The organism is Vibrio sp. 1F255 (assembly GCF_041439145.1).
GTDB lineage: Bacteria > Pseudomonadota > Gammaproteobacteria > Enterobacterales > Vibrionaceae > Vibrio > Vibrio crassostreae_C.
This window is the reverse complement of sequence record NZ_JBGONQ010000002.1, coordinates 138661-160918: the sequence shown is the minus strand read 5'-3', so window position 1 is coordinate 160918 and position 22258 is coordinate 138661. Positions and strand designations below refer to the sequence as shown.

Below are 22258 nucleotides of genomic sequence, written 5' to 3'. Positions count from 1 at the left end.
ATAGGATTAACGAACTTTCAGTGTCGCTAGGCCAATCAGTACCAATACCATTGAGATGATCCAAAAGCGCACGATAACACGCGGTTCTGGCCAGCCTTTCAGCTCATAGTGGTGGTGAATCGGTGCCATACGGAAAATACGCTGGCCACGCAATTTGTAAGAGCCCACCTGCAGGATTACTGACAAGGTCTCCATTACAAACACACCACCCATGATCACTAGTACCAACTCTTGACGAACGAGTACCGCAATCACACCTAACGCACCACCCAGTGCTAGAGAGCCAACATCGCCCATGAATACTTGTGCTGGGTAAGTGTTAAACCATAGGAAGCCAAGGCCTGCACCAACGATAGCAGTACATACCACAACCAGTTCAGAGGTGTATGGGATGTATGGAATGTGTAGGTATGCTGCAAAGTTAACGTTACCTGTCGCCCAAGCGATAACAGCAAAACCCGCTGCAACCATAACCGTTGGCATAATCGCCAAGCCATCTAGGCCATCAGTTAGGTTTACCGCGTTACTGGTACCCACAATAACAAAGTAAGTTAGAACAATGTACAGTAAACCAAGTTGTGGCATCACATCTTTAAAGAAAGGCACCACTAATTGTGTTGCTGCAGTGTCTTGCCCGTGAGCATACAGAGCAAATGCCACTACCAAAGCAATCGCCGACTGCCAAAAGTACTTCCAACGAGCAATCAGACCATCAGTGTTCTTACGAACAACTTTACGATAATCATCAACAAAACCAACTGCACCGTAACCGCCTAGCACGACAAGTACGGCCCAAACGTAAGGGTTTGATAAGTCAGCCCAAAGTAAGACCGTAATGATGATCGCAGCAAGGATCATCACACCACCCATGGTTGGTGTACCACGCTTACTGAAGTGAGATTCTGGGCCGTCATTACGAACAACTTGGCCAATTTGCAGCATTTGCAGACGCTCAATTAAACGAGGTCCCATCCACAGCGACAGACATAAAGCCGTCAAAATGCTCGCGATTGCACGAAACGATAAGTATTCGAACAAACGGAAAAAAGAAAAGTGTGGCTGTAGTAGCTCTGCAAGCCAAATTATCATGAAAAGTTCTCCTTTAAAGCAGCGGCTATTTTACTCATTCCTGCACTATTGGCGCCTTTTACCAACAAGGTATGTGGCGCGTTTTCTGGCAAGCTCAAGTGCTGCTCTATGTGCGCGATCATCGCTTCATGCGTTGCAAAGTGAGTGCCGTTACACACTTCACTAATCACCTTGGTATCATCACCGTAAGTGAGTACATGCTCAAAAGCGAATGGGGCAGCATATTCACCGACTTGACGGTGAAGTGCAAGGCTTTCATCGCCTAACTCAGCCATATTGCCTAAAATCAACCAACGCTGACCTTTGAAGCTCGACAACAATTTAGCTGCAGCCTTCATTGCCGGTACACTGGCGTTGTAACTGTCATCTATCAGCTTGATATTCTGACTTAATTGTTGAACCTCAACTCGGCCTTTAACTGAGATAAGATTCGCTAAACCGCTTTTAATTTCTGCAAGCGTGGCACCGAATTGAATGCTCAGTGCTGCTGCGGCTAATGCGTTGGCTACATTGTGCTGACCAATAATGCCAAGTTCGACATCGATAGCGCCTTGCGGGGTCTGCATATCAAAGCAAGCTTCACCCTGCTCGTTGATGCGAATATTCGTCGAAAAGTAATCCGCCGTGTCATCACTTTCAGAAAAGGTCAGTACGTTTTTGTCTGCAAGCACATCTTTCCAGAAGTCACCACCATTGCTCTCTAGGTTAACAATAGCAGTATCACCAGCAGCAAGCCCCTGAAAAATTTCGCCTTTCGCTTGTTTAACACCATCAATTGAGCCAAAGCCCTCTAGATGCGCGGCAGCAACGTTATTCACTAAGGCCACCTGTGGTTTCACAAGCTGCGTGGTATAGGCAATTTCACCAATGTGGTTCGCGCCCAGTTCTATCACGGCATAGTCGTCATTGGGTTCACTGCGCAGCAAGGTTAGTGGTACTCCAATATCATTATTGAAGTTACCCGCTGTAAACAGCACTTTGCCACGTTGTTGTAGAATACTCGCGACCATCTCTTTGACGGTCGTTTTGCCACAGCTTCCTGTTATCGCCATGGTTGGCACGTTACATTGTTTGTGGATCCAAGCACTTAGCTGACCTAAAGCAAGTTTAGTGTCTTCAACAACAACTTGAGTAATATTTAGGTCAAGTTTTCGTTGAACTAATAACGCACTCGCATTGGCCTCAACAGCCTGACCACAAAAATCATGCGCATCAAAACGTTCACCTACAAGAGCAACAAACAGTGCACCTTCTTCAACGGTGCGAGTATCGGTAGAAACCGCATTGATCAAACTATTGCTCGATTTGCCAGCCTCTATCAGCTGACCGTACACCGCTGAGCAGATCTGCTCGAGTGATACATCAATCATTATGAAATACCTAAAAGTTGTAGTGCTGACTCTCGATCCGAATAGTGGATCGTTTTGTCTTTCAATACTTGGTAATCCTCATGGCCTTTACCTGCCAGAAGAATAATGTCGTTATTACCCGCCTGCTCTAGAGCAAACTTAACCGCCTGAAAGCGATCGTGTTCAACAAAGGCGACTTCAGGCTCACTTAAACCTGCCAGCATGTCTTTAACAATCAATGCCGGGTCTTCACTGCGAGGGTTGTCATCTGAAATAATAATGTTATCGGCGAACTGCTCTGCGGTAACCGCCATCATAGGGCGCTTGCCTGTATCTCGATCACCACCGCAGCCAAAGATTGCCCATAGCTTTCCAGAGCAATGTACACGTAGTGCTGCCAATGCTTTCTCTAATGCGTCAGGTGTATGCGCGTAGTCGACAACCACTTTCGCTTTGTTCGGCACTTGGAACAATTCCATACGGCCAATCACAGGTTGCAATTGAGGTGCTGTGTCGATCAAGGTTTGCTTGTCGATGCCTAGTACAAGTAGGGTCGCGAAAGCAACCAATACATTTGATGCGTTGAACTGGCCAATTAAAGGAACAGACAGTTGTCCCTGCCCCCAGCTACCATCAAAAGCGAGTTTGATACCCGTCTCTGCATAAGCAACATCCGATGCCCATACTGACTGCTGGTAGCCCGATAACGGAAGCAATGACACAGCTACTGCATTGGACAGATCAGCCATCCAAGCTTTACCGACTTCATCATCAACATTAATCACAGCGTGCTTACACTTATGCTGAGTAAACAAGCTCTTCTTAGCCAGAGCGTACTCTTGCATCGTGCCGTGGTAATCCAAGTGGTCACGGCTCAAGTTAGTAAATACACCAGCCTCAAAATCCAATGCCTTAACTCGGCCTTGAACCAAACCATGAGACGAGATTTCCATCGCGGTATAAACAGCGTTTTCTTCAGCCAACTCACTCAGCGTACGTTGTATTTCAATCGCACTACCGGTCGTATTCGCCGCCGTTTTAAGGTTGTCTAGAAAACCGTTACCCGTGGTGCCCATTACCGCAGAGCGTTGGCCGACTAAATCTAGCCACTGAGCAATCAATTGGGTGATAGTGGTTTTGCCATTGGTGCCGGTAACACCAATCAGCTTAGTCGCCTGAGACGAGTAAACACGACCGGCCAACTCAGATAACACCAAGTTAAGGTCTTTAATGTAAACAACCGGAACAGCATCCAACCACTCAATCAGACCATGGGCCTTTTCAGCATCAGCTTGTGCGATAACGGCATTGGCTCCCTGTGAGACCGCTTTGTCAATGAAACGACGGCCATCAACAGCATGCCCAACTACAGCAACAAAAATATCGCCGTCTTTGATGGCACGACTATCCAACTCCAACTGTTCAACGGCAATCGCATCCAGCTCAGGTGAACTAAAGTCACTCCAAGGAGAAAGTAAAGATGACAGCGTGAGGCTATTACTCATATTGAATCCTGATTGGCTCTATTCTTGAAACTTGTTTTCATCAGCAGGGACATTCAGTATTTGCAATGCACCCTTCATGATTTCAGAAAAAACGGGGGCAGCAACTGAACCGCCATAGTAAAGGTCACCTTGAGGCTCATTGACCACAACAACCAGCGCGACTCTTGGGTCACTAACCGGGGCAAAACCTGCAGTAATCGCAATGTATTCGTCGCTGTATCCGCCAGCTTCAGCCTTACGAGAAGTACCCGTTTTTGCTGCAACTCGGTAACCAGGAACGGCCGCTCTTGTTGCTGTGCCGCCTTTTTGAGTCACCCCTTCGAGCATATTCAAAACCAGTTCAGCGTTCTCGCGCTTGATGATCTGCTTAGAAAAGTCTTGGTCGTTACTCTTAATAATATGAATCGGTTCATACATGCCTTTGTTGGCTAGCGTCGCATACGCATGGGCCAACTGCATCGGTGTAACAGACAAACCGTAACCGAATGATAGTGTTGCAATTTCAAACTTAGACCAGCGACGACGATTCGGGAAAATACCGCTCGTTTCACCGATTAAGTTCAGCCCAGACATTTCGCCCAGACCAACAGAACTGTACATCCCTAGCAGAGCTTCTAAAGGCATGTTAAGTGCCAACTTCGCCACACCTATGTTACTCGACTTCTTGAGGATCAGCGCTAAATCAGCCTTACCGACTTTAGACGAGTCTCGCACACGACTGCCACCGATCTGCATGATGCCGTTGCCAGTATCAATAACGATATCTGGATCAGCTGTACCGTTCTCTAGCGCTGCTAAAACCACAAAAGGTTTCACGGTAGAACCGGGCTCCATCGCATCGGTAAGTACGCGGTTACGCATCTTAAAGCTTTGTAAGTCAGCACGATTGTTCGGGTTATAAGAAGGCGCATTAACCATCGCCAACACAGCGCCGGTTTTTACATCCAACAAAATCGCTGAGCCAGAAGTCGCCTTGTGATCGGCTACCGCCTGTTTAATCGCTCGATAAGCGATGGCTTGTAAGCGCTGATCGATGGTCAATTCGAGTGGTTTACCTTCTTCACGCTCTTCTAGTGCAATGTTTTCAACTACTCGCCCGTAACGGTCTTTACGGATTGTACGTTTACCTGCTTCACCCGTGAGCCACTTATCGTAGCTGCGCTCGACACCTTCTAGGCCGTGTCCATCAATTCCGGTCACACCAATAAGATGCGCGCTGACTTCACCGGCTGGGTAATAACGACGTGATTCTGCTTTAAGACCAATACCCACCAGCTTTAAGTCGCGGATGTATTTCGCCATTGCTGGGCTAACTTGTCTTTGTAGGTAGATAAAACGACGAGATTTGTCGCTGGAGATCTTGTTGATCATCGATTGTCGATCTAAGCCAAGTACATCAGCTAGCGCATACCAACGATCAATTTGGGCCATGCCATTTTTATCGAAAATCGTTTTAGGATCGGCCCATACCGCCTCAACAGGCACACTGACGGCAAGTGGTTCGCCATTGCGGTCTGAAATAATACCGCGGGCAGAAGGAATAGCCTTAACACGTACAGAACGAAGGTCGCCCTGACGAATTAAGTTATCTGGTTCAATGACTTGGATGTAAGCCACACGACCTACTAGTACAGAAAAGGCAACCAACACAAAAGCAATAACGACGTTGAAACGCCATTTAATCAGAATTGGATCCGAGTCCTTTTCGCTCTTCACTCGCTCTTTCGTTGGTTTCTTAACGGCTTTCGCGGGGGCTTTTTCCTTTTTTCCGGTCATTTCAGTGTGATCACAACTTCTTTGTCGGAGTCTGGACGTTTCATGTCTAGCTCTCGTTTTGCCGATGCTTGAACGCGGCTATGTTCAGCCAGAGCCGTCTCTTCAAGCATTAAATTTCGCCATTCATTATCAAGCTGTTCACGCTCACTCAATGCCATGTCTTTTTGCGTGATTGCCTGACGTGACATGTGTGTCGTGAGAACGACCCCCATCGCGCTCGCGAAGATACAGATAAGCAGCACCAATGGGACTTTACCCACGGAGATCAAATCAAAAAATATTATCTTGGCTAAGTTAGGTTTGGAGGTCTTCATTGACTATAGCTTTTCTGCGATTCGTAATACTGAGCTGCGTGAACGAGTATTTTCATCCACTTCACCTTTAGAAGGCTTGATCGCTTTACCAATTGGTTTTAGATCGGCACTGCCTAAAGCTTTAATTTGATCTTCTGTTAATGGTAAACCATGAGGTACCTGAGGGCCTTGACTCTCTTTACGGATGAAGCGCTTCACCATACGGTCTTCAAGAGAGTGAAAACTGATAACAGAGATACGACCTTGGGGAGCAAGAATACTTGCAGCGCCTTTCAGTGCGGTATCGATCTCTTCAAGTTCACTATTAATGTAGATACGAAATGCTTGGAAAGCACGTGTCGCTGGGTGCTTTTTCTCTTTAAAGTTCTTTGGAGCGACATCAGAGATAAGCTTAGCCAATTGGCCAGTACGTGTTAACGGTTCGTTCTCTTCGTTCTCTTGATAAGCAATGATGCCCTTCGCGATACGACGAGCGTGTTTATCTTCACCGAACTCACGGATAACCCATGTGATGTCATCAAGATCCGCATCAACTAGCCACTGAGAAACCGGAATACCCGTCGTTGGATCCATACGCATGTCTAGCGGGCCGTCTTTCATGAAGCTAAAGCCACGTTCAGCATCATCTAGCTGTGGTGAAGACACACCTAAATCCAGTAAAACACCATCCACTTTACCCACTAAGTCATAACGCTCTGCATATTCAGCCATACCTGAGAATGGGCCGTGAATAATCGTAAAACGGGGGTCATCAATCTTCTGAGCTTCAGCAATTGCTTGTGGATCGCGGTCGATACTAAAGAGTCTTCCATTCTCGCCCAGTTTAGACAGGATTGTACGGCTGTGCCCACCACGGCCAAAAGTACCATCGATGTAGGTACCGTCAGGTTTGATCGCAAGTCCGTCAATAGATTCGTTAAGCAATACTGAAATATGTTTGAATGCTTCTGTCATAGTCTTCTCAGTGAGTGGATTGAGCCATTAGTTCGGCAATAATTTGTTCTATTAACGTTTTAGTGTACTGATTTCACGCTGTATCTCCACCATATTGTGTATAGGCATTTGGAATTTTTGACCCAAGCTTATATCAGGGTGAAAGATTTTAAGGAAATCTAAATAATTTACGTCAATATAAAGCAAAAAACCCATCACTACGGTTAAGTAATGATGGGTTCTTTATATAGGTGGAGTTGACACATACGCCGGGTTCTGTTCCGCTTGCGCGGTGGTAACCATTCGTCTAGGCCTGCAATCGCTCACAGGCTCAAGCAATCTACCCGCCCCCATACGCGAGCAACGCAATGTGAGGGCCTATTTGATCTTGCTCCGGGTGGAGTTTACCTTGCTACGAACTGTTGCCAGTCGCACGGTGCGCTCTTACCGCACCCTTTCAGCCTTACCTGTGCCCCTTCCGAAGAAATGAGGCCATCGGCGGTCTTCTCTCTGCTGCACTTGTCGTGGGCTCGCGCCCCCCAGACGTTATCTGGCACCCTGCTCTATGGAGCCCGGACGTTCCTCCCCTCTACCAGTCTCCCGAAGGACTTCAACGTCAGTTTCCCGAAGGACCTCAACGTCAGTCTCCCGAAGGACATCAGCAAAGCAGCGATTACCCGTTCAACTCCGAGGGCGGATTGTATAGAGATTAGAGTGCAGTGTCTAGCGAGATCACAAATATGCTGCAAACCGCTAAGTAAACGCATGAATTTCACACAATCCAGACAAAAAAAGAGGAATGAAGGGACGACCTTCATTCCTCACAAGCTTTAAAATAGCACTCTAGCGACTTATACACTGAGCAGCTATTTATCTATTCAGCGTTAACCATCTAGGTGCTCAAGGCCCCACTTGTACAGCGCGTTCTTTTTCAGGTTGTAGATTTCAGCTGTCATTGCCGCCGCTTTTTTAAGAGGCAACTCTTTAGTTAGGATACCCAGAGTACGAGTCGCTTCGTCTGGCAGTTCTGTGCTCGCTTCTTCACGATGACCATGAATCAGTAACACCATCTCACCGCGCTTACGGTTCGAATCTTCTTCAATCCACTCAATCAACTCACCCAGTGGCAATCCTTGAATTGTTTCGAATGTCTTAGTCAGCTCACGTGCCAAGACAACTTCACGGTCTGGGCCTAAGATCTCAAGCATATCTTGTAGAGAATCTGAGATTCGATGTGGTGATTCGTAGAAGATACACGTGCGCTCTGCTTTCGCGATCTCTAGGAACTTATCTTTACGACCTTTGCTCTTTGGCGGTAAGAAGCCTTCAAAGCTGAAACGATCCGACGGCAGACCTGACGCACTGAGTGCGGTAATTACAGCACAAGCACCGGGAAGTGGCACAACTCTCACACCCGCTTGACGACATTGTGAGACAAGATGGTAACCTGGATCACTGATTAAAGGAGTACCCGCATCAGAGACTAATGCGATAGACTGACCTTCTAATAACCTTTCGACTAGAACTTGTGCTTTAGTTTGTTCATTATGATCATGTAAAGCGAACGTTCTGGTTGATATATTGAAGTGAGCAAGCAGCTTACCCGTGTGGCGTGTGTCTTCGGCTGCAATAACATCGACACTTGATAAAATTTCAATTGCTCTTTGAGTGATATCTCCCAAATTTCCGATTGGGGTTGGCACAATGTAGAGAGTTGGGCTCTCTGTGAGCAAGGTTTTGTTATCTGTCATTTGTTTACCATCACTTCAACGATTAATATAGATACAAATTTATACGGAATTTAAAGAACTCATGGCAACGATGAACCATAAGAGACTCAGTGTACCACGCTTACTAACTCCAATTGCATTAGCAATTACATTGGCGGCTTGTTCTTCAGGTCCTCAAGCACCAACGAGCGTTGATATTACACTAGATCCAGCGCAATCAACTGAAAGTTATATGATGCAGGCGGATAGTAGCAAAGGAAGTCTACAAAACGACTGGTTAATCATGGCGCTTAAGGCTTCTGTGCAAGTTGGAAAAACCGATCAAGCAACTCTGCTGATTAAACGCTTAGCAAAACAAGAGCTGAGCGAAACGCAACAAGCGGAATGGCAATTAGCGCGCGCTCAACTGCTGGTGAATAACTCGCAGCCTGAACAAGCTTATAGCCAACTGAACTTCCAGCCTTGGTGGAAACTTCCGAACGAGCAGTGGAAAGATTATCACGAGCTACGCGCGAACATTTCTGAAATGCAAAGCGAGTATTTTGAAGCAAGCCGTGAGTTAGTTCTTTATTCAGAATATCTAGACGCTGACGACGAGCTCCAACAGCAAGCTGCTGACCGTATTTGGCAGAACCTAAATAGCTATTCTCAATATGAGATTCTAGAGCTTAAGACGTCGCCTACAGAAGACGTTCTTGCAGGTTGGTTACAGCTGGCGATTTACATGAAGACGCTGAATTCAAACCTTCCAAACCTGCAGGAAACCCTGTCTGATTGGCTAGCAGAGAATTCTCAGCACCCAGCAGCAACATATACACCTCAGGCGATCACTGACATCTTGGCGCTAGAGATCAACAAGCCAACCAGCACTGCACTATTACTGCCTCTAACCGGTAAGTACGGCAAGCAGGCACAACTTGTGCGTGACGGTTTCATCTTTGCGATGATGAATGACAAAGAGCGCGAAGAAGATGCAACGCTGACGGTAATGGATACCAACGTGCAAAGTGCCGCTGAGATTAAAGCGACACTGGAAGAGAACAATGTTGATTTCATCGTTGGCCCGCTGATCAAGAGTAACATCACTAAACTTCAGCAAGCGCAGAAAAACCACGAGAATTCGATTCCAGCTTTAGCTCTGAACATTCCAACACAACTAGAACCTGATACTAACATTTGTTATCTCGCTCTATCGCCAGAACAAGAAGTTGCTCAGGCAGCGAAACACCTATTTGCTCAAGGCTACAAGTATCCGCTTATCCTTGCGCCAAGAGGACGTTTAGGTGAGCGTGTTGAGCAAGCGTTTAAAGAAGAGTGGAAAAAATACAGCAGCAACGATGTGGCTATCAGCTTATTCTCTGACAAACGCCAACTGCAACGTAATGTGAATCAGGTATTCGGCCTGCAAGAGAGCCAACAGCGTATCGCTCAAATGGACGGGTTACTGAACCTAGACCTAGAAACAGAGCCACGCAGCCGTCGTGATATCGATTCTGTTTACATTGTGGCTAAGAACTCAGAGCTAACGCTAATCAAACCCTTCATTGAAGTTGCAATTAACCCTGATGCTAGCCAGCCCGCTCTTTTCTCAAACTCACGCAGCAACAGCGGTGATAAGCAGTATGAAGACCTAACCGGCGTGTTCTACAGCGACATCCCACTATTGGTTGAGAACAAAAACGAGCTTAATAAAGAGCTAAACGACCTATGGCCTGCACACTCAAACGGCCAAAAGCGTCTGCAAGCACTGGGAATGGATGCATACTACCTAATGGATGCACTGCCACAGATGAAAGCCGTACAGGGTTACAGCATTCCAGGTGAAACGGGTGTGCTAACCATCGATAACAACTGTGTGGTTCAACGTGAAATCAGCTGGGCAGAGCATGGGGCTTTTTAGCCGAAAGTTCCTATCCAAACCAACCATCACCCACAAACAAGTGGGTGATAAATACGAGGCCGTGGCAAAATCTTATCTGATTAACCACGGTTTATCGTTAATAGAAGAAAACTTCATAGCAAAATGTGGCGAGATTGATCTTATAATGCGCCATAACAATACGGTTGTGTTTGCTGAGGTAAAATACCGCAAGCAAACCCGCTACGGACATGCCGCTGAAATGGTGACTGCCAAGAAGTCACAGAAACTGCTCAAAACAGCCAATGTTTGGCTTATGCAGCAAGGATTGTCGGTGCACTCTACAGATTTCAGGTTTGATATTGTTGCCATTGAAGGGCCTAATGACACTATCGACTGGATTCAAAACGCGATTACCCAAGGATAAACATGCTAGACAGCATTAAAGAAAGTTTCACAGAAAGTATTCAAATCCAAATTGCGGCTGCAGAAGCTCTGCCTGACGCAATCACGCATGCCGCTCAAGCAATGGTTGCGACCTTGCTTAACGGAAACAAAATTCTTTGTTGTGGTAATGGTGGTTCGGCGTCGAATGCTCAGCAATTTGTATCGTGCCTACTCAACCGGTTTGAAACAGAGCGCCCTAGCCTTCCAGCAATGGCACTCACAGCAGACAACACCACGCTAACGGCTGTGGCTAACGACTACCACTATGAAGAGATCTTCTCTAAGCAGGTGCGTGCATTCGGTCAAACTGGCGATATTCTGTTGGCTATCTCGACTAGCGGTAACAGCAAGAACATCATCAAGGCAATGGAAGCGGCGGTAACTCGCGACATGACCATCATCGCCTTTACCGGTAAAGATGGTGGTGAGATGGCAGGTTTGCTTGGTGAACACGATGTAGAGATTCGTATCCCGTCACACCGTACAGCGCGCATTCATGAAGTACACATGGTGACACTGCACTGCCTATGTGACCTAATCGATCAAGTACTCTTCCCTGCCCACGAAGAGTGATATACGGAGCATCACAATGAAATCATTAACCTCTATGAGGCTGTTTAAGCTGATTAATGTTTCGCTACTTACACTGTCTCTGTCTGGTTGTGCTGGCATTTTCATTGCTGGTGCTGCAACTACTGCAAACCTAGTCACGGATACGCGAACAACCAAAGAGATTTGGAACGACAACAACATCGAATTTGAAGTTGCAGCGATTACCAATAAACAACCATTCCGTGGCAATGTACGTGTCACCGCAAGCTCATACCGAGGTTCAGTGGTGTTGATGGGGCAAGCAACCACAGATTCAGAACGTCGCGCTTTTGAAAACCAAGCCAAAGAAGTGGCTGGCGTTGAGAGCATCCACAATCAAGTTCGAGTGAAAGAACCTTTGTCTGTAAGTGCTATCAGTAAAGACAGCTGGATTACCACTAAGGTGAAATCAGCTCTGCTTGCGAATGCTGAGCTTAACGGCATCAAAGTAAAAGTGATTACTGAGGATTCTGAAGTATTCCTACTTGGACTCGTGACTAGAGAGCATGCCGATATCGCGACAGAAGTTGCGCGTAACATATCTGGCGTAAAACAGGTTATTCGAGCGTTTGAATACGGTGAAGAAGAGACGGCTGTTAACTAGCCGTAAGCCAGTCAACTAAATGCGATATAGCAGAAAAGAAAAAGCAGCGACGAGTCGCTGCTTTTTTATTTGGTTCGTTATCTAATACCAATCGTAGTAAATAATCTATCATTCTAGCTTGTTAAAAATCTCGATAACTGCGTTAGAATTTTTGATTGTAGAATAACTACTTATCAAAAAATTCCGCCTTGCTCTCAAGCTTTTTTCCTGCGCTATTTCTGATCACTTACTTACTGTGATTGGTATAACTAACGTTATTTGATAACACGAAGGCTTGGGCGACCTTTCGCTGGACGAGGTGGCTCAGGATCTGAGTCTGGCTCTTCAGCATCTACGTCTGCCGTTGCTACGCTCAAAGATGGGCCTTTTTCTGGTTCTTCAAAAGGACTTTCTTCAATCCCTTCTTCAAACGCTTCCATGTAAGCCTCTTCAGGTTCAAACATGGTACCAGCACCATTTTCACGAGCATAAATCGCTTGTACTGCGTAAAGCGGAACGATCACAGAGTGTGGACGACCACTAAAGCGAGCACTAAACGTCACAGCTTCGTTACCCAGTTCAAGTTGTCCAACCGCACGAGGCGCGATGTTCAGAATGATCTGACCATCTTGAACAAACTCTTCTGGAACTCGCACACCCGGTAATGTTGCTTCAACAACAAGGTGTGGAGTTAGTTCGTTATCAACCAGCCACTCATAAAATGCACGAAGCATGTATGGTCGGCGTGGAGTCATATTAGAAATATCCATAAACGCTTAGCGAACGAGTCGCATCTCACGCTCAGCTTCAGTTAGAGAAGCTAGGAATGAATCACGTTCGAATACGCGGTTCATGTAAATCTTAAGCTCTTTAGAACCAGGACCAATTAGTTCGATACCAAGCTCAGGTAAACGCCATAATAGCGGAGCTAGGTAACAATCAATTAGGCTAAACTCTTCGCTCATGAAGTATTCATACTCAGCGAAGATAGGAGCAAGAGTCAGTAGGTCGTTGCGCAGTTTAACGCGAGCTGCTTCAGATTCTTCAGCGTTGCCTTTAACGATCTTCTCTGCAACTGAATACCAGTTACGCTCAATGCGGTACATCATTAGACGGCTGTTACCACGAGCAACCGGGTATACAGGCATCAACGGTGGGTGAGGGAAACGCTCATCTAGGTATTCCATGATGATCTTCGAGTCATATAGAGCAAGCTCACGATCAACAAGAGTAGGTACTGATTTGTACGGGTTCAGTTCAACAAGCTCTGCTGGTAGATTTTTTTCATCAACCAACTCAACTTCAACACTTACGCCTTTTTCAGCAAGAACGATGCGCACCTGATGGCTATACATATCAGAAGCACTTGAGAAAAGAGTCATTACAGAACGTTTATTGGCAGCTACAGCCATGGAGCCCTCCAGTACACTTTAAATAAAAACAATGGAGGCCTAAAGCCTCCATTGAACATTAACATAATTTGGGAATTAGCACGGTATTATAGCACAATTAGTGCACATCACGCCAATACTCTTTCTTCAGCAAAATCACGATGATAGTGAAGATTACTAAGAAGGCCATTACCCACCAACCCATAGCGTGACGCTCAAGTTGAACTGGGTCGCCCGAGTAAACCAAAAAGTTAACAAGGTCACGAACTGCTTCGTCGTATTCACCAGCACTTAATTCGCCAGAGCCGTCAGTCTCAGTGCCAACAACAACCGTCACTTCCTCGCCATCTACCATATGAGTATCGTAGATTGGTGTTGGGATACCTTGCAGTTCTTCAAGAACGTGCGGCATACCAACGCTTGGGAAAACAATGTTGTTCACGCCAAATGGACGAGACGGATCTTCATAGAAAGTACGAAGGTAAGTGTACAGCCAGTCTGCGCCACGAACACGAGCAACCAATGTTAGGTCTGGTGGCGGAGCACCAAACCAACTTGCCGCTTGATCAGAAGGCATAGCATTAACCATCAAGTCACCGATTTTAGCTTCAGGGTCGAAAATCAGATTTTCCTTCATAAGATCAACGGGGATCTCTAAATCATTCGCAACACGTTCATAGCGCTGGTACTGCGTTGAGTGACAAGCGAAACAGTAGTTCATGAACATCTTAGCGCCATTTTGCAATGAAGCTTTGTCTGTTAAATCATTGTTCGCTTTGTCTAATGGTACGTTTGCACCCGCTGCCATCACCAGTGACGGCAACATAGCAAATAAAATTACAATCCACTTTTTCATTTGAATGTCACCCTTTCTGGTAATGGTTTCGTCGCTTCATTTTTACTGTAGAACCACAGTAGAACGAAGAACATGAAGTAACCTAAGCTAAAGATTTGAGCCAGTAGCGTGTATGTTGGCGTTGCTGGAAGCGCACCAAGTACACCAAGCGCAATAAAGCTTATTGTGAATTGGATGATGTTAATCAAATGCAGTTTGCTACGGTAACGGTAAGAACGCACTTTACAACGGTCGAACCATGGTAGTAGGAATAGCACAACAATAGATGCGCCCATTGCTACAACACCTAGCAACTTATCAGGAACAGCACGCAGAATTGCGTAAAACGGCGTGAAGTACCATACCGGAGCGATGTGCTCTGGTGTTTTCAGTGGGTTAGCAGCTTCAAAGTTTGGCGGCTCAAGGAAGAATCCACCCATCTCTGGGTTAAAGAACAGCACATAACAGAAGAAGAATAGGAAACCGGCCACACCAACCATATCTTTCACGGTCCCGTATGGGTGGAAAGGAATAGAGTCAATGATGTCGTATTTCTTAGTGTAATCCTTGTGGAATGGGAACTGCGTTTTGTAGTCGTCGCCCATTGTGCCTTTAGGAAGTTTCGTCTCAATACCGTCTGGGTTGTTCGAACCCACTTCGTGCAGTGCTAGTACGTGAAGTACGATAAGCAGCAGAAGTACAATTGGTAGAGCGATAACGTGCAGTGCGAAGAAACGGTTCAGCGTTGCACCAGAGATGATGTAGTCACCACGGATCCAAAGCGTTAGGTCATCACCGATAACAGGGATCGCACCAAACAGAGAAATGATTACCTGAGCACCCCAGTAAGACATTTGACCCCATGGTAGTAGGTAACCCATGAAAGCCTCAGCCATAAGCACTAAGAAGATCAACATACCGAAGATCCAAAGTAGCTCACGAGGCTTTTGGTAAGAACCATAGATTAGGCCACGGAACATGTGCAGGTAGATAACAACGAAGAATGCCGAAGCACCTGTTGAGTGCATGTAACGTAGTAGCCAACCGTATTCCACATCACGCATGATGTATTCAACAGAAGCAAATGCACCCTCACCTGACGGTACGTAGTTCATTGTTAGCCAAATACCCGTAAGGATTTGGTTAACCAATACCAACATTGCCAAAGAACCGAAAAGGTACCAAAAGTTAAAGTTCTTAGGCATTGGGTATTCAGATAAATGCTTTTTATACGCATTCATCGCGGGTAGACGTTTCTCTACCCAATCAAGCAATCCTTGCATTACGCGTCTCCCTCGTCCACACCGATCATGATCTTAGTGTCACTCAAATACATATGCTTTGGTACAACAAGATTCAATGGAGCTGGTACGCCTTGGAATACTCGACCTGCCATATCAAACTTTGAACCATGACAAGGACAGAAGAAACCAGACTTAACACCCTGAACTTGTTCTGCAAAAGAATCCGGCAGGTAAGTTGGAGAACAACCTAAGTGCGTACAGAAACCAACAGCAACGAAGAATTCCGGCTTAATTGAACGGAACTCGTTCTGTGCGTATTCTGGTTGTTGTTCAGCTTCAGATTGAGGGTCACGAAGTTGACCACCGATCGATTTTAGGTTTTCTAGTACCGACTCAGCACGGCGTACAACCCATACAGGTTTACCTTGCCACTCGACACGAACCATTTGTCCCGGTTCTAACTTACTGACTTCCACTTCCACCGGCGCGCCCGCAGCTTTCGCCTTGGCACTCGGATTCCATGATTTAATAAAAGGCACGGCTACAGCAGCTGCTCCTAAACCACCAACAACGGCTGTTGTTGCGGTTAAGAAACGCCTGCGACCGTTATTTAAAGGCGCGTTGCTCATCCAAACATTCTCCCATTTGCTCCTTGTGGATTGAAATAATTCCGATTAAAGAGCATGGCTAACAAAATATGTATTTAGTTCTATTTATTGACGGCAAATGATAAATAAAACCCTACTTTTTGACAAGATAAAGCTACCTTTTTGTAACAATCATGAGGCAAAGCGCACATTGGGTTACAAAAGCTTTCAAAATATAAGAATTTGGAAATAAAACGAGGAAGGGAAAGCGTTTAGAGGGGGTATAAAAACAAAAAGCCCGGCATATAGCCGAGCTTTGAACCACAATTCCAGTCGTAAAACTGGGGGCGTGTACTTTTTCGTAAAGAAAAATTAACGCTTAGAGAATTGAGGTTTACGACGTGCTTTACGTAGACCAACTTTCTTACGTTCAACGCAACGAGCGTCACGAGTAACGTAGCCAGCTGCACGTAGAGCAGGACGTAGAGTTTCATCGTACTCCATAAGAGCGCGAGTGATACCGTGGCGGATTGCGCCAGCTTGACCAGAAATACCACCACCAGAAACAGTGATGTAAAGGTCAAGTTTCTCAGTTAGTTCAACTAGCTCAAGAGGTTGCTTAACAACCATACGAGAAGTTGGACGACCGAAGTAAACATCAAGGCTACGCTTGTTGATTACGATCTCACCAGAGCCTGGTTTGATGAAAACACGAGCTGCTGAGCTTTTGCGACGACCAGTGCCGTAGTATTGATTCTCTGCCATTTTCATAATCCCCTTAGATGTCTAGTACTTGTGGCTGTTGAGCAACATGGTTGTGCTCAGTACCAGCGTACACTTTAAGCTTACGGTACATCGCGCGGCCTAGAGGACCACGTGGAAGCATACCTTTAACTGCTAGTTCTAGAACCATTTCTGGTTTCTTAGCAATTAGCTTTTCAAAAGTGATAGTTTTAAGACCACCTGGGAACTCTGAGTGACGGTAGTAAACCTTACCCTTAGCTTTGTTACCAGTTACAGCAACTTTCTCAGCGTTAACAACGATGATGTAATCACCAGTGTCTACGTGAGGAGTGTATTCTGCTTTGTGCTTGCCGCGTAGGCGAGAAGCGATTTCACTTGCTAGACGGCCAAGAGTTTTGCCTTCAGCGTCTACAACATACCAGTCGCGTTTTACAGTTTCTGGTTTAGCAACGAAAGTTTTCATGCTAATAATTACCTATTTAAAAAATTTACACTTAAGGAATACTCGCGTATTCCCACTGTCTAAGAGTTACCATTCATCACCCCTTCGAGTGTTGGAAAACTCTTGGCATAACGTGATTTTACTCATCGCTAGAGGCCCGCAGTAACGGTAGGTCGCAGGATTATAGAGAAGAGCGAAGAAAAAATCACCTCTTTTTGAACAAAATCACGATTTTTTTAATTCTATTTCTTATTCGAGATAATCAAAGCTAACTTAAGTGTTCTTTTGCCAAATATTCATGGCTCTGCATTTCAATTAAACGCGACTGACAACGTTTAAATTCAAACTCTAGCTGACCATGGGTGTATAGCTTTTCTAGCTCCACTTCCGCTGAAATAATCAGCTTCACATTGCGCTCGTAGAACTCATCAACTAATGCAATGAAGCGCCTCGCAGCGTCATCTGAAGTCGCGCCCATTTGCAATACATCCGCCAATAGAACTGTGTGATAAACCCGAGACAACTCAATATAGTCGTTCTGGCTACGAGCCGACTGACAAAGCTGAGCAAAGGTGCCATGCAGTACGCCATCACTCGCTTCGACTACATCTAATTGACGGTGGTTAACCTCTATCTGCTTAAGCTTCTCTTTATCTTCACCAACGAGCTGAGCGTAATACTTTTCGAGATTAATATTCGCTTGGCTATCTAGCGGGTAATGGTAAATCTCAGCCTGTTCTAAGGTACGTAGACGATAGTCAATACCACTATCGACATTAAGGATATGACAGTTGTCTTGAATGAGCTTGATGGCAGGTAAGAAACGCGCTCGCTGTAACCCGTTGCGATACAGATCCGCAGGTGGAATATTAGAGGTCGCAACCAAGATAGCGTTTCGAGCGAATAACTCTTGGAACAAGGTTCCTAGGATCATCGCATCGGTGATGTCTGAAACAAAGAATTCGTCGAAACAGATAATGTCCGCTTCTTCCTTCAACTTGTCTGCGACTAAAGGCAATGGATCACTCACATTACCTAGCGCCTTTAGCTCATCATGAACTCGATACATAAAACGGTGAAAGTGAACACGCATTTTTTTAGTGGTCGGTAAGGCATCATAGAACGTATCCATTAGGTACGTTTTTCCTCGCCCTACGCCACCCCAAAAATAGAGACCTTTCGGTGGTTGTGGCAGTTCTGGCTTTTTGCCTAGTAATTTCTGGAAGCGAGTCAGTTGAGGAATGGGCGTATTCATGTAATCTTGAAATTGATGAAAGAGTTCATCTAAAGATTTTACGGCTTGCTCTTGTGCTGGATCTCTTTGAAATCCATGTTCTTTTATATCTTGTTCGTATTTTTTAATGGGATTCATGACGACATTTCCACAATGAAAGCAATATCAGACAACAACTAAAAATGAGCCCAAACAGTACGAGGAATAACGTGATGTGGTGAATAATGCAGCATCAAACTGCTAACTAGCGCACACGCATTTCTCTTTATACTGCGGCTTTCTCATAGTACCATGGAGCCGTATCACGTGTAACTAAGCAGTAACAAACATGTTAAAAAACAATAATAAGGAGCTGTTATGCCTTGGATGTATGCCGTTGCCGGTTTACTAGTCGGAGTTATTTTAGGGGTCGCTATTTCTCGTCTCATGACACCTGAATACAAAAAACAAAAGAACGTACAGAAAGAATTGGATAGCGCAAAGTTTGCCCTTGAGCAGCAGCGACAAGAGCTGGCTGATCACTTTGCGAAATCAGCAGAAATGTTGGACACATTAGGTAAAGACTACACAAAACTGTACCAACACATGGAAAAAACAAGCTCAGAGCTGATTCCTAACCTGCCAGAGCAAGATAACCCGTTTGTGAAAACAGCCGCTGCCCATTCGGACAAGCCACAAGAGAAGCCTTCAGTAAAAGAGGCGACACTTGAGGAACAACCGAAAGATTACGCTAATGGCGCAACCGGTTTATTTACAGAGCAGAAGAAAGAAATCATGAATGCTCCCGATGTTGTTACAGCAAAAGTATCGTAAACATTTAACACTTCTGTGAACTTTACAAAGGTTTTTGAGTCATAACTTTCACTCAGGTCATTTGAAACTTATCATACTTATTAAACGTATAAGAGGGTTAAGACCTTAACTAGAGAGGAGTTTATGATGAAAAAACCTTTGCTTGCTTTATCAGTGCTAACTTTAAGCTTAAGTTCAATCATCACCCCCATTAAAGCAACAGCCGCACTGCCATTAAGTGTGGGTAATGAACAATTACCGAGCCTTGCTCCTATGCTTGAACAAGTGACCCCCGCTGTGGTTAGTATTGCCGTAGAAGGCAAACAGGTACAACGTCAGCAAATCCCTGAACAATTTCAATTCTTTTTTGGTCCAGAACAAACACGAGAGCGTCCCTTCCGCGGATTAGGCTCTGGTGTCATCATTGACGCCGAGAAAGGTCATATCGTGACCAATTACCATGTCATTAATGGTGCGGACGATATCAAAGTAAAACTGCATGATGGTCGAGAGTACGATGCTGAGCTAATCGGCGGCGACCAGATGTCTGATATCGCACTGCTAAAATTAGAAGAAGCCAAAAACCTGACCCAGATAAAAGTCGCAGACTCAGACAAACTAAGAGTTGGTGATTTTAGTGTCGCGATCGGTAACCCATTCGGACTTGGGCAAACCGTGACATCAGGTATTGTTTCTGCACTCGGCCGTAGCGGCCTGAATCTAGAAAACTTTGAAAACTTCATTCAAACCGATGCAGCAATCAACAGCGGCAACTCTGGTGGTGCGCTAGTGAACCTTAACGGTGAGCTAATTGGTATCAACACCGCCATTCTTGGCCCTAACGGAGGTAATGTCGGTATCGGCTTTGCAATCCCTTCTAATATGATGACAAACCTGACAGAACAAATTCTCGACTTCGGTGAAGTAAAACGCGGCATGCTTGGCGTTCAAGGCGGAGAAGTGACCTCTGAATTGGCAGAAGCACTCGGTTATGAATCAAGCAAGGGCGCCTTTGTTAGCCAAATCGTCCCTGACAGCGCAGCCGATAAAGCAGGACTGAAAGCGGGCGATATTATTGTCTCTATTAATGGCAAACGCATTGATACCTTCAGCGAGTTAAGAGCTAAGGTCGCAACACTCGGCGCTGGTAAGCAGATTGAACTGGGTGTGGTTCGTGACGGTAAGAGCAAAACCTTTGATGTGACGCTTGGTGAATCCACCAATAATAAAACACAAGCTGAGAAGCTCCATGAAGGACTAGCTGGTGCTGAGTTAACCAACACAACAGAGAGTGACTCTGCAACGGGCGTCAAGGTATCGAATGTTGCTCAAGGTTCACCAGCCGAAGCCTATCAACTCCTGAAAGATGACATCATCATCGGAGTAAACCGCCAGCCCGTTAAGAACCTTGCTGAGTTTAGAGAGATTCTTGAAAAACAACCTGGTGTACTGGCGCTTAATATCCAGCGAGGCGACCGAACTATCTATCTTGTGATTCGATAGTCTTACGTCAGCGCAATTACAGGGAGGCTCAGTAAGTTTGCTTTAAACTTACTCAGTCTCCCTTTTCTTTAGATCAATCAAAATGCTATGCTTCACTTGTAATCAAATCAGTCATCCATTGATGGAGGCTTCACACCTTACTTGTTGAAGAGGGAAACATGCTGTCCTTTCTATTTCGTTCTATTTCCCTTGGACTCGTTTCAGCGGCGCTTATTCTTCTCGCCTTCCCGAGCTTAAGACCAGCGATTGTCGCTGACGTCACTAGCCCTAAAGTCGATAATATTGGCTCTCTTCAGATTTCATTTAACCAAGCAGTTCGCCGCGCGGCGCCTGCAGTGGTTAACATTTATAGCCGTAAATACGCTGAAAGCGATCGAAACAAACTGCTCACACAAGGTTTGGGCTCTGGGGTGATTGTTAGCGAGAAAGGCTACATCATTACCAACTTCCATGTGGTGGCTCAAGCAGACCAAATAGTTGTGGCACTTCAAGATGGCCGAGTAGCAGCTGCGCAACTTGTCGGTTCAGACAAACGCACCGATATCGCGATACTTAGAGTCAGCGGTGATAATCTACCGGTGATCCCACTCAATCCTAATTACAAAGCCAATGTCGGTGATGTTGTACTGGCTATCGGTAACCCATACAACCTAGGTCAAACAACAACCTTTGGTATCATCTCTGCAACCGGCCGTTCTTCGATCAGTGCCGATGGCCATCAAGCCTTTATCCAGACCGATGCGGCAATCAATGAAGGTAACTCAGGTGGCGCACTGGTGAACTCACAAGGTGAGCTAGTCGGTATCAATACCGCCTCTTTCCAGCAAGCTACCGACATGGAAACCTATGGGATCTCATTCGCTATCCCCTATCCGCTTGCTAATAAAATCATGGAAAAGATCATCGCCGATGGTCGTGTGATTCGTGGCTATATTGGTATCGATGGACAAGACATCAACTCAGTCACCTCACGCATGTTGGGTACTAAGAATATCGGCGGGATCGTTGTGTTGGGGATAGACCCTAATGGTCCGGCTGCCGATGCGGGTTTTGAAGCTCAAGACATTATTGTCAGTATCAACGATAACCAAGTAAATGGTCGCCAGAGTGTAATGGACATCGTTACCGACCTGCGACCTGGTACAGTTATCGATGTGGGTATATTGCGCCAAGGTGAAAGCAAAACCTTAAAGGTGACCATCGCCGAAGATACTCGCCTGTAGAGCAAACTCTGTAAGCAATGATTCAAGCTGCTAATACACAAGTACAAAAAACCCAGCTCATAGGCTGGGTTTTCTTTTATCTAAAGAT

22 protein-coding genes and 1 other RNA gene are annotated in these 22258 nt (G+C 45.6%); 7 read left to right on the top strand and 16 right to left on the bottom strand.

From position 1 onward, the window contains the following. Window positions 1–6: 6 nt before the first annotated feature. From mraY to rsmI, 8 genes are all read right to left on the bottom strand, one after another. On the bottom strand, window positions 7–1089 hold the full coding sequence (gene mraY, locus ACED41_RS02290; protein ID WP_008223690.1) for a phospho-N-acetylmuramoyl-pentapeptide-transferase: 1083 nt from the start codon (window positions 1087–1089) through the stop codon (window positions 7–9). Beyond that, complete coding sequence (murF, locus tag ACED41_RS02285; RefSeq protein ID WP_017070828.1) at window positions 1086–2459, bottom strand: UDP-N-acetylmuramoyl-tripeptide--D-alanyl-D-alanine ligase; 1374 nt, start codon at window positions 2457–2459, stop codon at window positions 1086–1088. The genes mraY and murF overlap by 4 nt, the downstream gene beginning before the upstream one ends. Next, window positions 2459–3943 carry a UDP-N-acetylmuramoyl-L-alanyl-D-glutamate--2,6-diaminopimelate ligase gene (murE, locus tag ACED41_RS02280; RefSeq protein ID WP_102332770.1) on the bottom strand — a complete coding sequence of 495 codons (1485 nt, stop codon included), beginning with the start codon at window positions 3941–3943 and terminating at the stop codon, window positions 2459–2461. The genes murF and murE overlap by 1 nt, the downstream gene beginning before the upstream one ends. Before the next feature lie 18 nt (window positions 3944–3961). Continuing rightward, on the bottom strand, window positions 3962–5719 hold the full coding sequence (locus ACED41_RS02275) for a penicillin-binding transpeptidase domain-containing protein (protein ID WP_371724406.1): 1758 nt from the start codon (window positions 5717–5719) through the stop codon (window positions 3962–3964). Beyond that, window positions 5716–6033 (bottom strand): cell division protein FtsL, encoded by a 318-nt coding sequence (gene ftsL / locus ACED41_RS02270; protein ID WP_017062901.1) that lies wholly within the window; start codon window positions 6031–6033, stop codon window positions 5716–5718. Before ftsL ends, ACED41_RS02275 begins: the two co-directional genes overlap by 4 nt. Before the next feature lie 3 nt (window positions 6034–6036). Then, entirely contained in the window at window positions 6037–6987 is a 951-nt protein-coding gene (rsmH, locus tag ACED41_RS02265) for a 16S rRNA (cytosine(1402)-N(4))-methyltransferase RsmH (RefSeq protein ID WP_010434714.1), read from the bottom strand. Between the two features lie 228 nt (window positions 6988–7215). After that, window positions 7216–7655: RNase P RNA component class A (gene rnpB, locus ACED41_RS02260), an RNA gene on the bottom strand. 195 nt (window positions 7656–7850) lie between these two features. Then, on the bottom strand, window positions 7851–8717 hold the full coding sequence (gene rsmI, locus ACED41_RS02255; protein WP_017062903.1) for a 16S rRNA (cytidine(1402)-2'-O)-methyltransferase: 867 nt from the start codon (window positions 8715–8717) through the stop codon (window positions 7851–7853). A gap of 61 nt (window positions 8718–8778) precedes the next feature. Between rsmI and ACED41_RS02250 the strand changes: the two genes are divergently transcribed. Genes ACED41_RS02250 through ACED41_RS02235 form a run of 4 tightly spaced genes read left to right on the top strand, consistent with a single transcriptional unit; the run spans window position 8779 to window position 12196 of the window. Beyond that, window positions 8779–10596 carry a penicillin-binding protein activator gene (locus tag ACED41_RS02250; protein WP_371724405.1) on the top strand — a complete coding sequence of 606 codons (1818 nt, stop codon included), beginning with the start codon at window positions 8779–8781 and terminating at the stop codon, window positions 10594–10596. Next, window positions 10583–10981, top strand: coding sequence for a YraN family protein (locus ACED41_RS02245; protein ID WP_017059277.1), 399 nt, complete (start codon window positions 10583–10585; stop codon window positions 10979–10981). Before ACED41_RS02250 ends, ACED41_RS02245 begins: the two co-directional genes overlap by 14 nt. Window positions 10982–10983: 2 nt before the next feature. Then, the gene (locus ACED41_RS02240; RefSeq protein WP_004729817.1) at window positions 10984–11574 is read left to right on the top strand and encodes a phosphoheptose isomerase; all 591 of its coding nucleotides are present in this window, start codon (window positions 10984–10986) and stop codon (window positions 11572–11574) included. Between the two features lie 16 nt (window positions 11575–11590). Further along, window positions 11591–12196, top strand: coding sequence for a BON domain-containing protein (locus ACED41_RS02235; protein WP_017062905.1), 606 nt, complete (start codon window positions 11591–11593; stop codon window positions 12194–12196). A gap of 254 nt (window positions 12197–12450) precedes the next feature. On the opposite strand, the gene sspB is transcribed toward ACED41_RS02235, so the two are convergent. The 8 genes from sspB to zapE form a co-directional block, all read right to left on the bottom strand. Next, a complete protein-coding gene (gene sspB / locus ACED41_RS02230) occupies window positions 12451–12945 on the bottom strand; it encodes a ClpXP protease specificity-enhancing factor (protein ID WP_017072808.1) in 495 nt (164 codons plus the stop codon). Window positions 12946–12951: 6 nt separating this feature from the next. Continuing rightward, complete coding sequence (gene sspA, locus ACED41_RS02225) at window positions 12952–13587, bottom strand: stringent starvation protein SspA (protein ID WP_009848943.1); 636 nt, start codon at window positions 13585–13587, stop codon at window positions 12952–12954. A 97-nt stretch (window positions 13588–13684) separates the two neighbouring features. Beyond that, complete coding sequence (locus ACED41_RS02220) at window positions 13685–14422, bottom strand: cytochrome c1 (RefSeq protein ID WP_017061436.1); 738 nt, start codon at window positions 14420–14422, stop codon at window positions 13685–13687. Continuing rightward, window positions 14419–15684: a cytochrome bc complex cytochrome b subunit gene (locus ACED41_RS02215; RefSeq protein ID WP_017061435.1), complete on the bottom strand. Its 1266-nt coding sequence runs from the start codon at window positions 15682–15684 to the stop codon at window positions 14419–14421. The genes ACED41_RS02220 and ACED41_RS02215 overlap by 4 nt, the downstream gene beginning before the upstream one ends. Then, window positions 15684–16274, bottom strand: coding sequence for a ubiquinol-cytochrome c reductase iron-sulfur subunit (petA, locus tag ACED41_RS02210; RefSeq protein ID WP_017061434.1), 591 nt, complete (start codon window positions 16272–16274; stop codon window positions 15684–15686). The genes ACED41_RS02215 and petA overlap by 1 nt, the downstream gene beginning before the upstream one ends. A gap of 330 nt (window positions 16275–16604) precedes the next feature. Further along, window positions 16605–16997, bottom strand: coding sequence for a 30S ribosomal protein S9 (gene rpsI / locus ACED41_RS02205; protein WP_004740758.1), 393 nt, complete (start codon window positions 16995–16997; stop codon window positions 16605–16607). A 13-nt stretch (window positions 16998–17010) separates the two neighbouring features. Next, window positions 17011–17439, bottom strand: a complete 429-nt coding sequence (gene rplM, locus ACED41_RS02200; protein WP_010434689.1) for a 50S ribosomal protein L13 — start codon at window positions 17437–17439, stop codon at window positions 17011–17013. Between the two features lie 247 nt (window positions 17440–17686). Continuing rightward, the gene (zapE, locus tag ACED41_RS02195; RefSeq protein ID WP_017061433.1) at window positions 17687–18790 is read right to left on the bottom strand and encodes a cell division protein ZapE; all 1104 of its coding nucleotides are present in this window, start codon (window positions 18788–18790) and stop codon (window positions 17687–17689) included. A 219-nt stretch (window positions 18791–19009) separates the two neighbouring features. Between zapE and zapG the strand changes: the two genes are divergently transcribed. The 3 genes from zapG (at window position 19010) to degS (ending at window position 22170) form a co-directional block, all read left to right on the top strand. Beyond that, window positions 19010–19465 (top strand): Z-ring associated protein ZapG, encoded by a 456-nt coding sequence (gene zapG / locus ACED41_RS02190; RefSeq protein WP_371724404.1) that lies wholly within the window; start codon window positions 19010–19012, stop codon window positions 19463–19465. A 126-nt stretch (window positions 19466–19591) separates the two neighbouring features. After that, on the top strand, window positions 19592–20947 hold the full coding sequence (locus ACED41_RS02185; protein WP_017061431.1) for a Do family serine endopeptidase: 1356 nt from the start codon (window positions 19592–19594) through the stop codon (window positions 20945–20947). Between the two features lie 158 nt (window positions 20948–21105). Then, a complete protein-coding gene (gene degS, locus ACED41_RS02180) occupies window positions 21106–22170 on the top strand; it encodes an outer membrane-stress sensor serine endopeptidase DegS (protein WP_017061430.1) in 1065 nt (354 codons plus the stop codon). Window positions 22171–22258 lie beyond the last annotated feature (88 nt).

What these genes read in the sequence shown, in the direction of transcription:
- mraY (WP_008223690.1), bottom strand. Translation starts at nt 1,089, where the DNA reads ATGATAATTTGGCTTGCAGAGCTACTACAGCCACACTTTTCTTTTTTC.
- murF (WP_017070828.1), bottom strand. Translation starts at nt 2,459, where the DNA reads ATGATTGATGTATCACTCGAGCAGATCTGCTCAGCGGTGTACGGTCAG.
- murE (WP_102332770.1), bottom strand. Translation starts at nt 3,943, where the DNA reads ATGAGTAATAGCCTCACGCTGTCATCTTTACTTTCTCCTTGGAGTGAC.
- ACED41_RS02275 (WP_371724406.1), bottom strand. Translation starts at nt 5,719, where the DNA reads ATGACCGGAAAAAAGGAAAAAGCCCCCGCGAAAGCCGTTAAGAAACCA.
- ftsL (WP_017062901.1), bottom strand. Translation starts at nt 6,033, where the DNA reads ATGAAGACCTCCAAACCTAACTTAGCCAAGATAATATTTTTTGATTTG.
- rsmH (WP_010434714.1), bottom strand. Translation starts at nt 6,987, where the DNA reads ATGACAGAAGCATTCAAACATATTTCAGTATTGCTTAACGAATCTATT.
- rsmI (WP_017062903.1), bottom strand. Translation starts at nt 8,717, where the DNA reads ATGACAGATAACAAAACCTTGCTCACAGAGAGCCCAACTCTCTACATT.
- ACED41_RS02250 (WP_371724405.1), top strand. Translation starts at nt 8,779, where the DNA reads ATGGCAACGATGAACCATAAGAGACTCAGTGTACCACGCTTACTAACT.
- ACED41_RS02245 (WP_017059277.1), top strand. Translation starts at nt 10,583, where the DNA reads ATGGGGCTTTTTAGCCGAAAGTTCCTATCCAAACCAACCATCACCCAC.
- ACED41_RS02240 (WP_004729817.1), top strand. Translation starts at nt 10,984, where the DNA reads ATGCTAGACAGCATTAAAGAAAGTTTCACAGAAAGTATTCAAATCCAA.
- ACED41_RS02235 (WP_017062905.1), top strand. Translation starts at nt 11,591, where the DNA reads ATGAAATCATTAACCTCTATGAGGCTGTTTAAGCTGATTAATGTTTCG.
- sspB (WP_017072808.1), bottom strand. Translation starts at nt 12,945, where the DNA reads ATGGATATTTCTAATATGACTCCACGCCGACCATACATGCTTCGTGCA.
- sspA (WP_009848943.1), bottom strand. Translation starts at nt 13,587, where the DNA reads ATGGCTGTAGCTGCCAATAAACGTTCTGTAATGACTCTTTTCTCAAGT.
- ACED41_RS02220 (WP_017061436.1), bottom strand. Translation starts at nt 14,422, where the DNA reads ATGAAAAAGTGGATTGTAATTTTATTTGCTATGTTGCCGTCACTGGTG.
- ACED41_RS02215 (WP_017061435.1), bottom strand. Translation starts at nt 15,684, where the DNA reads ATGCAAGGATTGCTTGATTGGGTAGAGAAACGTCTACCCGCGATGAAT.
- petA (WP_017061434.1), bottom strand. Translation starts at nt 16,274, where the DNA reads ATGAGCAACGCGCCTTTAAATAACGGTCGCAGGCGTTTCTTAACCGCA.
- rpsI (WP_004740758.1), bottom strand. Translation starts at nt 16,997, where the DNA reads ATGGCAGAGAATCAATACTACGGCACTGGTCGTCGCAAAAGCTCAGCA.
- rplM (WP_010434689.1), bottom strand. Translation starts at nt 17,439, where the DNA reads ATGAAAACTTTCGTTGCTAAACCAGAAACTGTAAAACGCGACTGGTAT.
- zapE (WP_017061433.1), bottom strand. Translation starts at nt 18,790, where the DNA reads ATGAATCCCATTAAAAAATACGAACAAGATATAAAAGAACATGGATTT.
- zapG (WP_371724404.1), top strand. Translation starts at nt 19,010, where the DNA reads ATGCCTTGGATGTATGCCGTTGCCGGTTTACTAGTCGGAGTTATTTTA.
- ACED41_RS02185 (WP_017061431.1), top strand. Translation starts at nt 19,592, where the DNA reads ATGAAAAAACCTTTGCTTGCTTTATCAGTGCTAACTTTAAGCTTAAGT.
- degS (WP_017061430.1), top strand. Translation starts at nt 21,106, where the DNA reads ATGCTGTCCTTTCTATTTCGTTCTATTTCCCTTGGACTCGTTTCAGCG.